8 protein-coding genes are annotated in these 12,938 nt (G+C 74.5%); 4 read left to right on the top strand and 4 right to left on the bottom strand.

Annotation, left to right across the window (positions count from 1 at the left end; translation table 11 throughout):
* Window positions 1–52: 52 nt before the first annotated feature.
* The 4 genes from AW274_RS05465 to AW274_RS05450 are packed head-to-tail and all read left to right on the top strand — an operon-like array spanning window position 53 to window position 6,578.
* Window positions 53–1,549, top strand: a complete 1,497-nt coding sequence (locus tag AW274_RS05465) for a serine/threonine-protein kinase (RefSeq protein WP_062429894.1) — start codon at window positions 53–55, stop codon at window positions 1,547–1,549.
* The gene (locus AW274_RS05460) at window positions 1,546–2,817 is read left to right on the top strand and encodes a serine/threonine-protein kinase (RefSeq protein ID WP_062429893.1); all 1,272 of its coding nucleotides are present in this window, start codon (window positions 1,546–1,548) and stop codon (window positions 2,815–2,817) included. The genes AW274_RS05465 and AW274_RS05460 overlap by 4 nt, the downstream gene beginning before the upstream one ends.
* Before the next feature lie 15 nt (window positions 2,818–2,832).
* Window positions 2,833–6,288, top strand: a complete 3,456-nt coding sequence (locus tag AW274_RS05455) for a chromosomal replication initiator protein DnaA (RefSeq protein ID WP_062429892.1) — start codon at window positions 2,833–2,835, stop codon at window positions 6,286–6,288.
* Between the two features lie 50 nt (window positions 6,289–6,338).
* A complete protein-coding gene (locus AW274_RS05450; RefSeq protein ID WP_083973841.1) occupies window positions 6,339–6,578 on the top strand; it encodes a metallothionein in 240 nt (79 codons plus the stop codon).
* Between the two features lie 53 nt (window positions 6,579–6,631).
* Here the strand turns inward: AW274_RS05450 and AW274_RS05445 are convergent, their stop codons facing one another.
* The 4 genes from AW274_RS05445 to AW274_RS05430 all read right to left on the bottom strand — a co-directional run bounded on the left by AW274_RS05445 (window position 6,632) and on the right by AW274_RS05430 (window position 12,782).
* Window positions 6,632–8,296: a serine/threonine-protein kinase gene (locus AW274_RS05445; RefSeq protein WP_062429891.1), complete on the bottom strand. Its 1,665-nt coding sequence runs from the start codon at window positions 8,294–8,296 to the stop codon at window positions 6,632–6,634.
* A 4-nt stretch (window positions 8,297–8,300) separates the two neighbouring features.
* The gene (locus AW274_RS05440) at window positions 8,301–10,211 is read right to left on the bottom strand and encodes a serine/threonine-protein kinase (RefSeq protein ID WP_062429890.1); all 1,911 of its coding nucleotides are present in this window, start codon (window positions 10,209–10,211) and stop codon (window positions 8,301–8,303) included.
* Between the two features lie 6 nt (window positions 10,212–10,217).
* The gene (locus AW274_RS05435; RefSeq protein ID WP_062429889.1) at window positions 10,218–12,362 is read right to left on the bottom strand and encodes a serine/threonine-protein kinase; all 2,145 of its coding nucleotides are present in this window, start codon (window positions 12,360–12,362) and stop codon (window positions 10,218–10,220) included.
* Window positions 12,363–12,434: 72 nt separating this feature from the next.
* The gene (locus tag AW274_RS05430; RefSeq protein WP_062429888.1) at window positions 12,435–12,782 is read right to left on the bottom strand and encodes a hypothetical protein; all 348 of its coding nucleotides are present in this window, start codon (window positions 12,780–12,782) and stop codon (window positions 12,435–12,437) included.
* Between the last annotated feature and the right edge of the window lie 156 nt (window positions 12,783–12,938).

Genomic DNA, 12,938 nt, shown 5'->3' with positions numbered 1-12,938 from the left:
CGCATTGACGAATGGTCAATTCGGGCCGGTCCGGTTTCGCTATTCTCCCGGTATGGCCGAATCGATCGGGGAACGACTGGCCTCCCGCTACCTCCTGCTGCGCCCCCTCGGCTCCGGCGGCATGGGCACCGTCTGGCTCGCCCGTGACGAGATGCTCGACCGCGAGGTCGCCGTCAAGGAACTGCGGGTTCCCGACGGGATGGGGGAGCGGGAGCGGGCGGAGCTCGTCATCCGCGTGATGCGCGAGGCCGAGGTGACCGCACGGTTGCGGCACCCGGCCGTCGTCAGCGTGCACGACGTCCTGGTCGAGGACGGCCGTCCCTGGATCGTCATGGAGCGCCTCAACGGACGGCCGCTGTCGGCGGAGATCTCCGCCCACGGCGGGCTGCAGCCCGGTGCGGTGGCCGAGATCGGGGCCCGGATGGTCGACGCGCTGTCGGCCGCGCACGCCCACGGCGTGCAGCACCGCGACGTCAAACCCGGGAACGTGTTCCTCACCGTCGACGGGCGGGTCGTGCTGACCGACTTCGGCATCGCCCGGCAGGCCGACACGACCAACCTGACCGGCGACGGCATGCTGATCGGCTCCCCGGGCTTCATCGCGCCCGAACGGCTCGAAGGCGACCCCGGCGGCCCGGCCGCCGACCTGTGGTCGCTCGGGGCGACCCTCTACACCGCGCTGGAGGGCGTGCCGCCGTACCGGGGCAGCCACGTGCAGGTCATCCAGGCGACGCTGACCGAGCCGGTGCCCGCGCCGAGGGTCGGCGGGCCGCTGGGCACCCTGGTCAGCTGGCTGATGGCGCGCGACCCGGCCGACCGGCCCGACTCCGCGACCGCCGGACGGCTGTTCCAGGAGATCGTCCGGGGCGGCAACCCCGACATCGCGCCGGTACGCCGGAAGAAGACCAACGGCCTGTGGGTCGCCGTGGCCGCCGGGGTCGCGGCCGTCGTCGCGGCGGCCGTGGTCGTCGTCGCGCCGTGGGAGTCCGGCGGCGCGGCCACCCCCGCCGCGCGGCGGCCGCCCGCGCCGGAGTTCACCGAGAAGGTCGACTTATGCCGGGTCGTCTCCGCCGGCCAGGTCAAAGCGCTGCTCGGGCAGGACGCCCGGCCCAAGGAGATCGAAGGCGGCTGCCAGTGGACGGTCGAGGGCACCGGCCTGCGCCTCGAACCCACCACCGACTCCGACACCCCGAACTGGTGGGACCTCGACCCCGAAGCGGCCCGTTCCCTGTACGGCGGCATCAAGCGCCGCATCGCCAACATGCCCCGTGACTCCTCCCTCGTCTGGTACGAGATCGGCACCAAGCGCCGCATCCCCACCGTCACCTCCGCGATCCGCCCGCTCGACGGCGTCGGCGAGGAGGCGTTCGCCTGGGACGTCACCTCGTCCGACGACCGGATGATCGCCGTCGACGTCTACTTCCGCGTCGGCGACTTCGTCGGCCGCGTCGAGTACGCCGACCTGGGCGACCGCACCCCCGACCAGCTCCGCCAGGGCGCCGAGACCGCCGCCCGCGCCGCGGCCGACACGCTGTGGGGTCACGCGTGACCCTGCTCGCCGGCCGCTACCGGCTCGCCGAACCCCTCGGAGAGGGCGGCGCGGGCACCGTCTGGCGCGCCCACGACGAACTGCTGCGGCGTGAGGTCGCGGTCAAGCAGATGCGCACGCCCACCGGCCTCGGCCCCGGTGAGCTGGCCGAATACACCTCCCGGGCGATCGGCGAGGCGCGCGCGGCCGGGCGGCTCAACCACCCTTCGATCGTCAAGATCCACGACGTGGTGCCGCATGACGGCGCGCCGTGGATCGTGATGGACCTGGTGCCGGGAACCTCCCTCGACAAGCTGCTGCCGCTGCCGAGCACCCGCGTCGCCGAGATCGGCCTGTCGATCCTCGACGCCCTCGAACTCGCGCACGCCCACGGCATCCTGCACCGCGACGTGAAACCGGCCAACGTGCTCGTCGGCGACGACGGCCGGGCCATGCTGGCCGACTTCGGCATCGCCGCGCCGTTCGGGGCCGACCCGGCCGACAGCTCGGGGTCGCCGGCGTACATGGCCCCCGAACGTTTCCGCGGCCTGCCCGCCGGCCCGCCCTCGGACCTGTGGTCGCTCGGCGCGACCCTCTACGCGGCCGTGGAGGGCCGCGGCCCCTTCCACCGCAACCTGCCCGCCGCCGTGGTCGCGGCCGTCGTCATGCACGACCCGCCCCCGATGGCGCAGGCCACCCCCGCGCTGGCCCGCGCGGTCGGCGCGCTGCTGGCCAAGGACCCCGCCCACCGCCCGCCCGCCGCGACCACCCGCCACCTGCTCAGAGACGCCGTCGCCGCGGTGCCCCCGCGCTCGCGCCGGACCGGCCGCTGGGCGGTCGGGGCCGCCCTCACGATCGGCCTGGGCGTCGGCGCGGGCTGGGCCGCCTCCCAGTTCGCGGCCGGACCGGACGACGTACCGGCCCGCTTCACCGCCGCCCCCGACGCCTGCACGTCGCTGACCACCGCGCAGATCACCCGCCTGCTCGGCACCCAGGCCAACGCCGAACCCACGCCCGACGGCGGCTGCCGCTGGATCAACCGCTCCGGCGGCACCGAAGTGGTCGTGGGCTACCGCCTGACCACCGGAGCCGCCCCCGCCCGCCCCGACGGCGCCGAGAACCTCACCGGCGTCGCCGACGAGGCCTATGTCGCGCCCGCCGACGGCGGCGCCACCGTCTGGTTCCGGAGAAGCAACCTGTCCGCCCAGGTCACCTACAAGTCGCCCGGCGACGACACCAGGGAGCGCGCCCGCCAGGCCGCCCAGCTGGTCGCGGCCGGAATCGGCTGACCAAGGAGTCCCCCCATGTCCGAAGACCCCCAGAAGCCCCGGAACCACCTGCGTGCGGTCCCCCCGCCCCCGGAGGACACCCCGCCGGCTGACCCGCCGGGCGAGGCCTTCGGTTCTCCGGTACGGGATTCGCGCCCCCACGCCTACGACGAGGACGACCCGGCCACGGGCGAGATCCCGAAGACGACCGGCCCGAGCCTGCCGTTCGTCCGCCGTCCGGGCGAACCCCCCCGGATCGGCGACCCGACGAGAGTGGCCTCCTGGCGCACCGAGGACCCTGTGGCTCCGCAACCCCCGCCCGGCCCGAACCCGGACGACCCGGACCCGTTCGGCACCATGCTCCACGACCTCGACCAGCCGCCCGCCGCCACCCCCGACGACTCGGCCAACCGCCCGGGTGATGATGCGCCCAAGCGCCCGGGTGACGACGCGACGAGGCGGCTGGGCGGCGATGACACGGCCAAGCGTCCCGGCGGCGACGCGGCCGCGCGTCCGGGTGGTGACGCGGCCGCCCGCTCCGGTGAGCCGCCCGCCGCGCCGCAGGGCGGCGACCCCGGTGGCGTCGACCCGGCGACCACGCGGTTACGGGAGAGCGCCTCCGAGTTGCCCCGGCGGATCCCGAAGTCATCGACGAGGCAGTCGTCGACCCCGTCGTCTCCGCCGTCTGACCGCCCGGGCTGGTTCGACACCCCGGCCAGCCAGTCCCGAAAGCCCCAGACCCCCGAGGGCCCGCCGAACCAGCTCCGCCCGCCCGCGATGTTCGGCGCCCCCGTCTCGGAGGGCCCGCCCGAGGGCCGCTCCGATTTCCGCGACTTCAAGCGCCCGGACGCCCCCGGACGCGGCGGCGGCCCGGTGCCCCACGGCCCCTCCGACCGGCACGCACCCGGCGCGAATGGCGTCTCCCCGATCGCCGACGGCCCCGGCGCGGGCCGACGCCCCGGCCAGCCCCCGGCTCCGCCCGCCGGCCCCAGCCAGGGCTTCGACGCCTTCGGCTCCAACCGCCCCCCGCAGCCCCCGAACCCGCCCCAGCCGTGGCCCTCGGCCGGACCCGACTGGCCCGGCATGCCGGAGCCCCCCGCCGACCCCCGCCAGTCCGCACCAGCGACCCCGCCTCCCGCCTTCGGCGGCCCCGGCCCGCAGTGGCCCGCCCCCGAATCACCGTCGAGCCCCCAGCGCTTCGGCGCCGACGCGCCGGGCGGTGCGCCGTGGCCCGGCCCGGAATCCACGTCCGGCCCGCAGCGGCTGGGCGCGGAGGGCCCGAGCGGTCCCCAGTGGCCCGGCTCGGAGTTCCCCTCCGGCCCGCAGCCGTTCAGCGGGGACGGTCCCACCGGCCCCCAGTGGCCTGGGGTGGAATCCACGTCTGGCCCGCAGCGACTTGGCGCGGAGGGATCGACCGGCCCGCAGTGGCCTGGGGTGGAATCCACGTCGGGCCCCCAGCGATCCGGTGCGGACAATCCAGGCGGTGCGCAGTGGCCCGGCTCGGAGCCCGCATCCGGCCCGCAGCGATTCGGTGCCGAGAGTTCCGGCGGCTCGCAGTGGCCTGGTTCCGAAGCTCAGGGCGGTGCGCAGTGGCCGGGTGCCGAGTCCGCCTCGGGCCCGCAGCGGCCTCCGGCGGACTCCCCGCAGTGGCCCGGGGCCGAGTCGAAGAGCGACGCCCCCTGGCCCGGCACGGAGGGTTCCCCCACCGCCAAGTGGCCCGGGACCGAAGCCCCGTCGCCCGAGTCGCGGCAGGAGTCCTCCGGCCTGACCGCGCCGGGGTCGGCCTGGTCCACCCCGTCCGACGGAACCGCCTGGCCTCCGCAGACGCCGAGCACCCCCGAACCCCCCGGCCCGCACGGTCACGTCCCCCGGGGCAGTGAGCGCTGGCGTGGCCCGGCGGACGCCGAGCAGCCCCCGCAGGGTCCCTGGAACCCGCAGGCCCCGCAGAACCAGGCGGGGCCCGAGGGCACGGCGGTGTTGTTCCAGCCGCAGGCCAACGGCGCCCCGAGCGGGGGCGGCGACCCGTGGCAGGCGCAGAGCGGGTGGCAGCAGCAGAACTCCGGTCCGTGGCAGGGCACCACGCAGCCCGGGTGGGCGCAGCCTCCCGGGCCGCCGTCCAGGAACAAGTGGCTCTGGCCGCTGATCGCGGCCGTGGTGGTCCTGGTCGTGGCGGGCGGCACGTTCGTCTTCTTCCAGACGACCGGCGAGGAGACCCCGCAGACACCGCCGCCGCCGAAGGCGGGGGCCACGCCCGAGGCGTCGGGCGCGGCTCCTCCGGCGGCTGGCGACGGCGCGAAGGGGACCGACTTCGACGTCTGCGCGATGCTCGACCCGGAGCAGACCGAGCGGCTGGTCCCGGCCGCCAAGATCGACATGCGGATGTCGGACGAGCGTGACGGCAACCTGGTCAGCTACGTCCGCTGGACCTGCGAGTGGACCAACCGCAACATCTCGTTCGGCGAGTTCAACCGCCAGCGGCAGATCACCGTCAACGTCGCCCGGTACGAGGCCATCGGCGACACCACCGCCGACAAGGCGGCCTCGATCCAGTTCGACGGCGAGAAGCGCCAGTACGACTACACCGCCTCGGTCTCCAACGAGGAGCGCTACTACTCCAAGCCGGCCGTGTTCACCGGCATCGGCCAGGCCGCGGTCGCCCAGTACCAGTGGACGCGGGAGGACGACTACCGCTACGCCTTCGGCACCGGCATGGGCCGGGTCGGCAACATCACCTTCGACGTCAAGTACGAAGCGAGCCAGCAGCACAAGGAGGCGAACGTCCTCACGAACGACACCAAGCAGTCGATCACCGAGGAGAACGCGATCCGCGAGGTCAAGGCGCTGCTGACCCAGCTGGCCCAGTCGGCCGAGGCCTGGTACGCCAAGAAGCCGCTCCCGTTCGCGGGCAAGGCCCGCCCGAGCCCGACCCCGACGGCGAGCCCGTCGCCGGTCAAGATCGCGCTGCCGCCGAACTGCGTCGCGATGAACGCCACGGCCGCGAAGCTGGTGCCCCAGACGGAGGGGCTGGCGCAGTCGCTCACGGAGGGCAAGGCGAAGCTGACCGAGTGTCAGTGGTGGAACGACGCCATGCCGGTCGAGGGCGGCAAGGTGCGCTGGCGGAACCTGCGGATCGGCATCCGGGAGTTCCCGAACGCCGAGATGGCCCGCTTCTACCTGGTCGACGAGCGCGGCAAGAGCCGGGGCACGGCCGGGTCGAAGATCGGCGGCATCCAGTGGAGCAAGATCCAGAAGATCCCGGGCCTGGGCACCGACAACTACGGCCAGGCGATCAGGCAGCAGACCGAGACCGCCTACAGCGGCGCGTACGAGGTCAAGGTCATGCAGGACACGTTCGTCGTGACGGTCCTGTTCGGCGGCGCCGACCGCCCGGCCGGGACGGAGATCAACAACACCGGGGCGGTGCTGATGGCCCTGCCGGAGGCCGCCGCCGGGGCCAAGGAGATGGCGAAGGGCCTGCTCGCGACGCTGTAGCCGGTTTCCCCCTGGGTAGGTAAGCCCTAACGACCTATCCGGGGGGAATCATGGCCGCTTGCGAAGTATGCGGAAACGACTACGACATGACGTTCGAGGTGCACGCCCAGGGGGCCGTCCACACCTTCGACAGCTTCGAGTGCGCGATCACCAGGATGGCGCCGATCTGCGAACACTGCGGCTGCCGCATCATCGGCCACGGCGTGGAAGCCGACCGCAAGTGGTTCTGCGGCGCCCACTGCGCCCGTTCGATGGGCGCCTCGGAGATCGTCGACCGAGTCATGGCCTGAGCGAACCCCTGGGCGATCACCGGCCTGATCGCCCAGGACCGGCCGCCGGCCGATCAGGAGAAGTGCAGGATCGTCTCCTGGTCCGAGTCGAGGTCGGCGAGGGTTCGCCCGGTGGCGCCGCTGGTCGCGTCCACCGTGAGGACCCTGCGCCCGTCGCGGACGATCAGCGTGTCCTCGTTGAACCAGCCGATCACCTCGCCCGACGTCCGGAGAGGGCCGGGACCGCAGACGCCCGACGCGCAGGCCCCCGCATAGCGCCGCCCCGAGGGCGAGAAGACCAGGCTGGACATCCCCTCGTAGGTCCGCATCGGAGCTCCGTCCACCCTGTACACGACCCCACCCGACGTCACCGTCGCCCCGGGCCCGAACCCGAAGTCCGTCTCCGCCGACGCCACGGCGACGTAGGTCGAGCGCCGCGAGGCGACGTCCACGAGCACGAAACCCGCCCGCTCCGCCTCGGATGACACCGTCAGCAGCACCCGGCCCCCGTCCCGGGACCAGACCGGCGAGCGCACGGCCAACGGCGGTTCCACCGTCGGCACCGTGAAGACGGACCCGTCGCGCGTGAAGGTCACCACGTTCCCGTCGGACGCCCGCAGCGGCACCCAGTTGACCTCCGCCAACGTGGTCCCGTCAGGCGACACGACCGGATGGCGTTGCCGTTCGATCGGCGTGAAGACGTCGCGCGAGCGCACATACGACCGGATGCTCACGGCCGACCCGCTGACGCTGAACGACGTCAGCCGCACCGGATCGGACGCGTGCTCGTGAAGGCTGCCGGGCAACTCGGCCACCCGCATGGAGGTGAAGGCCGCCGACGGCGGCCCGGACGTCCGCAACGGCTCGGGCCGCGACGCCCACACCGCCACCCCGGCCGCCGCGGCGGCGACGGCCAGCGCCGCCCCCGCGACCACGACCCGCCGCCCGATCGGCCGCGAGGCCGCCGGCGCCCGACCGAGCAGCCGCAGCAGCACGTCGGAGGAGGCGGGCCGGGCGAGCGGATCCTTGACCAGGCAGGCCGCGACCACCTCCCGCAGGTCCCCGGTCAGCGGACCGAGGTCGGGTTGCCCGCGCAGCAGCCGGTTCAGCACCGCCGGCACCGAGTCGGCCCCGAACGGCGGCGTCCCCGAGGCCGCGAACACCACCGTCGACGCCCACGCGAACACGTCGGCCGCGGGGCCGGGCGGCGACTCGCCGAGCTGCTCCGGCGCCATATAGGTCGGAGTTCCGACCGCGCCGGTCCCGGTCGCCTCGGCGTCCACCGCCCGCGCGATGCCGAAGTCGATCACCCGGGGGCCGTCGCGGCCGAGGATCACGTTCGCGGGCTTGAAGTCGAGGTGCACCACCCCGGCCCGGTGGACGGCCGACAACGCGGTGATCGTGCCGACCGCCACCGACCGCAGCGCGCCCCCGGTCAGCGGCCCGCGCTCCCTGACCAGGGCCTGGAGCGTCGGCCCTTCGACGTATTCGCTGGCGATGTACGGCACCCCGTCCGCCACCCCGAACCCGAGCACCTGCGCCGCGCAGAACGAGGCCACCTCCGGCAGCACCTCGGCCTCCCGCAGGAACCGCTCGGCCGAGCCGTCCTCCGGCACCGCGTGCAGCACCTTCACCGCGACCCGCCCGCCGTCGGGAGCCGAGGCCAGGTAGACGGTGCCCTGACCGCCGGCCCCCAGGGTCCGCAGGATCGTGTAGCCGCCCAGCCGGGTGCCCTCCACGGGGTCAGCTCCGCAGGAAGAACAACTGCACGAGGGGGTCGTCGCCGGGCAGGTCGAGCTCGACCAGGGTCCGGGTGGTCTCGCCGGCGAAGTCGATCACGTCGGCGCGGTACTCGCCCTTCTCCTCCCGCGAGAAGAGCAGGTGGGTGGCGTCGAACCAGCCGAGCATGCCGTCGCCCTTCTCCGAGGGCACGCCGCCGCGCCGCGCGCCGGTCGCGGTGTCCCAGACGCAGAAGACGTGCCGTTTCTCGCACTGCGTCGTCACGAACGAGCTGCCGTCGGGGGAGAACCACGACGTGCCGGCCGGGAGCCCGACCCAGTGGAAGCCGCGCACGACCCGTCCGGTCAGGTCGTGGAAGCGCACGCCGAACCGGCCCTCGGGGGTCAGGTAGGCGGTGGCGACCTCGCGCCCGTCGGGCGTCCACCGGAAGGCGGGAAGCGCGCCGAGCCGCACCTCGGGGTCGGCGGCCAGGAACGCGTCGCGGTCGGCGTCGTTGGCGGTCTCCACGACGGTGGCGGCGCGGGTGGCGGGGTCGACGACCACGAACCCGAAGGGCACCACGTCGGTCGCGCCCTGGCTGACCCAGAGCGACAGCAGCAGCCGGGTCCCGTCGGGCGACCAGGCCGGATGGTGCGCGCTCAGCGGCGCGGCGACGGTCGGCACGGTGAACCGCCGGCCGCTGCCCCGCTCGGTGAACTCGACCGACAGCCGGTCGGTGCTCGCCACGAACAGCTCGTCGATCGTGGCCGTCCAGCGGCCGTCGGGCGAGACGACCGAGACGTGGTTGTCGCCGCCGGTCCGGTCGAAGCCCGCGCCGTCGCGGCTGCGCGCGAACGCGGCCGTCGCGCCGTCCGACACGCTGGCCCGGTAGGAGGCCAGCCGCAGCGGATCGCCCGGCCGCTCGTTCAGCACCCCGCCGGCCAGGGCCAGCGGCGAGGCCCCCGGCGAGGGGAAGGCGGCCGGTCGCGCGGTCGGCGCGGCGCTCGGCGCCGCCTTGCGCGCCTGCGGCGCCGGGGCGGGCGCGAGCAGGTACCCTCCCGCGCCGGACACCAGCGCCAGCGCCAGCCCGCCCGCCGCGAGGGCGACCGCGCCGCCCCTCCTCCGCTTTTCCGGGACTGTACGGCTCACGCCCACCTGAGGCGCCACGACGGCCCGTGGCGCGGTCGCCGGCAGCATCGTGTCGAGCGCCCCCGCGTGGCCGAGCAGCCGGAGCAGCGTCTCCTCGGCCCCCGGCCGGGCGGCCGGTTCGTCGGCGAGACAGTCGGCGACCAGATCGCGCAGCGCGCCGGAGAGCGGCCCGAGGTCGGCCGCCCCGTACGAGACGCGCGTCGGGTTCTCCCCGAACGGCGGCCGCCCCGTCGCCGCGAACGCGATGACCGCCGCCCACGCGAACACGTCGGCCGCCGGGCCGGGCGGCTCGTCGGGGTCCTGCCAGAGCTCGCGGGAGTCGTCGGCCCGCCAGGCGGGCGTGACCGGCCGTTCGGCCCCGATGAGCCGGGGCCCGTCGGGCCCGAGCAGCACCCGTTCGGGCGCGATGGCGTCGTGGGTGAGCCCGGCCCGGTGCAGGGAGGCCAGCGCCGTCGCCGTGGCGACGGCGAGCCGGTGCAGCGCGGGCCCGGCCAGCGCGCCGCGCTCGGCGATCTCCTCGGCCAGGTTCGGGCCCGGCACGTACTCGGACACGATGTAGTCGCGCCCGGTGTCCAGGATGTGCGGCGTGCCGACGGCGGCGGCCTCCCAGACGCGGGCCAGCGCCTCGCGTCCGGGCGCGTCGAGCGGCCGGGCCAGCTTGCGCGCGGCCACCTGCTCGCCGCCGGGCGCGGTGGCCAGATAGACGTCCCCGCCCAGCCGGCCCACCAGGGGATAGGGGCCGAGCGAGGCCGGGTCGTGCGGGGTGAGCGGCTCGACGGGAGGCATCAGGGTTCAGTTCCCCGTGTAGTAGAGGAGCAGGTCGGTCGTGTCGTCCTCGGGCGGGATCTCGGCCAGCACCCGCTGCGGCCGGCCGCGCAGGTCCATGGCCACGATCCGGTGCGGGTCCTCCCTCGGGTCGGCGACGATCAGGTGGGCGTCGTCGTACCAGCCGTACAGGAGGCCGTCGGGGTAGAACAGCGCGATCGACGCCTGCCGCACCCCGGTCGCGGTGTCCCAGACGCAGTACGTGCCGCCGCTCGGGCAGAACGTCACGAACGTCTTCCCGGACGGCGAGAACATGCGCCGCCCGTAGGTCTCGCCCACCCAGTGGTAGGACTTGGTCAGGTCGCCGGTGAGGTCGCGGAACCTGATCCCGTGCTCGGTCTCGGTCCGGTAGCCGACGACGACCCCCGAGCCGTCGGGCAACCAGGCGAAGTGCCCTTCCCCGCCGGTCGTCTCGTCGTCGGTGTCGACGGTGGCGACCACCCGCGTGGCGACGTCGACGACGGCGAACCCGCCCGGACGGCCGTCGTCGCCGGAGGTCGTCGTGACCATCAGCTTCGCGCCGTCCCGCGACCAGGTCGGCCGGGTGTAGGCGCCCCCCGGCGTGACCGTGAACGACTCACCCGCGCCGGTGAACGTGATGGTCTCCGGACCGACGGCGGCGAGCCACTTCCCGCCCGGCGACCGTGCCGGTTCGAGGTCGGCGCCCGGCAACCGCGTGAAGACGTCGCCCTCGCCCCGGACCCACGTGTCGGCGCCCCTGCGGTAACCGGTGAGCCGGGCCGGGTCGGCCGAATTCTCCTTCAGCGCGATCGCCGGTCCGGGGGCGGTGAACCCGCCCGTGGCGGGCGGCGGGGGAGCCGGGTCGTCGACGGCGGCCAGCGTGCTGACCGACGTGGAGGGCACCCCGGAGGCGTTCGCGGCGGTGGCCGCCGCACCGGTCTTGGTGCCCCCGAGCAGATACCCGCCCAGCCCGCCGACCAGCACGATCGCGACGGCGGCGGCGGTGAGCGCGCCCCAGCGCGGCCCCCGGCGATCGGGGAGCGGCGCGACGGCGGGTTCCGTCTCCGCCGGCTCGGCCGGAGGGAGGGTGGCGACCACGTCGAGCGTGGCCCGGTCGATGGTCAGCTGCGTCTCGCCGATCAGCCGTTCGAGCGCCTCGCGGGCCGTCGGCCGCTGCCCCGGGTCCTTGGCGAGACAGGCCGCGACGACCCCCGCCAGCCCGTCGGGCATCCCGCCGAGATCGGGATCGTCGTGGAGGACGGCGTTGATGGTGGCGGCGGGGGAGTCCCGCTCGAACGCGTGCCGCCCGGTGGCGGCGAAGACCATGACGGCGGCCCAGGCGAACAGATCCCCGGGCGGCGCAGGGGGCCGCACGCCGGAACGTAACGCCTCGGGCGGCAGATAGGCGAGCGACCCGATGGGCCGGGTCTCATCACCCAGGCCAGGCGATTCGGCCTTGCCTTTGGGCCAAGTGGCGACCGTTTCGGCGACCCGAGCAGTGGCCTCGGCGGCCCTCGCAGCCTCATGCCCGGCGACCTGAGCGGTCGCGTCGGGGTCGTCGGTCTCCGCGGCACGCCCGTTGACACGTGCGGTGGCCTCGGGGTCGCCCCTCTCCACCGCGGTGCCGCCTCCGGGGACCCGCGCCGTGGCATCCGGGTCGCCTGCCTCGGCGGCCGGGGAAGGGGCGGCCGAGGTTCGGGTGACCCCCTGTGCCACCAGGGCGTCGAGGTCGAGGAGGGCGAGCCGGGGGCCCGCGCCGGTCAGGATGACCGACCACGGGGTGAAGGAGCCGTGGGCCGTGCCCTCGCGGTGCAGGCCCGCCAGGCCGGTCATCGAGGCGATGGCCAGGCGTTGCGCGTCGCTCTCCGGGAGGGCGGCGTCGAGGTGGCGGCCGTCGGCCTTCTCGACGACCACGTAGGGTTCGCCGCCGGAGGTGCCGGCGTCCAGGAGCGAGAGCCAGGGGTAGCCGCCCGCGCGCTGGAGTTCGTCGATGCGTTCGAGGAAGGCGTCGGGGTCGGGCAGGCGGGTGTGGAACAGCGTCAGCAGGGCGCCGTCGCCCGTCTCGTAGGAGGCGGACCGATCGCCCGGCGGATACGCGCCGACCAGGGTGTGGCCGCCGAGCCGGCGGGGATCGCGGAGCGGCTGTGGCACTGCCAAGTGGATCCTCCGATTACGCGTCGGTGGATCATTATGGCGACCAGCCTACTGCCGAATCCCGAAATATCAGGATTCGAAAGCGACCAATCGGACAATGACCCACCCGTCCCCGTCGAGCATCGGCGGGAACGTCGTGCCGGGCACCGCCGTGAAGACGTGCGGCATCTGCTCGCGGGTCACCGTACCGAACATGTCGCCGGGCAGGGTCATGCCCAGGGCGTCGGCCCGCTTGGCCGCCGAGTAGAAGCTGCCGCCGTCGTCGAGCTCGGCCGCGATCGAGGCGGCGCCCCAGGCGTCGGCCAGCCGGATGAAGGCGACCTTGGCCCGCTCGGGCCGTTGTGACTGGGCGATGAGGTAGTCCTCGATCTCCCAGATGAGCAGTTCGCCGAGGTACTGAGGGGTGTCCTTCCACATGGGGCCAGATCTTGGCGGAGCCCGCTTGATGTCTGCTTGTCTCCCGATTGCACCGGTATGGTGGCCGCCACGTTGCCGCCGTCGCACAACCCGGCCAATTGTCCGGTGAAGCCGGTCAAGGTCTTCTCGTCGCTGGTCGCAGCGACCACACTGCTA

Origin of the sequence: Herbidospora daliensis, assembly GCF_001570585.1 — a bacterium.
Classification (GTDB): domain Bacteria; phylum Actinomycetota; class Actinomycetes; order Streptosporangiales; family Streptosporangiaceae; genus Herbidospora; species Herbidospora daliensis.
This window is presented reverse-complemented; position numbering and strand designations above follow the sequence as displayed.

Bases quoted from the DNA above. Each gene is read 5' to 3' on its own strand.
- AW274_RS05465 (WP_062429894.1), top strand. From the start codon at position 53: ATGGCCGAATCGATCGGGGAACGACTGGCCTCCCGCTACCTCCTGCTG.
- AW274_RS05450 (WP_083973841.1), top strand. From the start codon at position 6,339: ATGGCCGCTTGCGAAGTATGCGGAAACGACTACGACATGACGTTCGAG.
- AW274_RS05430 (WP_062429888.1), bottom strand. From the start codon at position 12,782: ATGTGGAAGGACACCCCTCAGTACCTCGGCGAACTGCTCATCTGGGAG.
- AW274_RS05440 (WP_062429890.1), bottom strand. From the start codon at position 10,211: ATGCCTCCCGTCGAGCCGCTCACCCCGCACGACCCGGCCTCGCTCGGC.
- AW274_RS05455 (WP_062429892.1), top strand. From the start codon at position 2,833: ATGTCCGAAGACCCCCAGAAGCCCCGGAACCACCTGCGTGCGGTCCCC.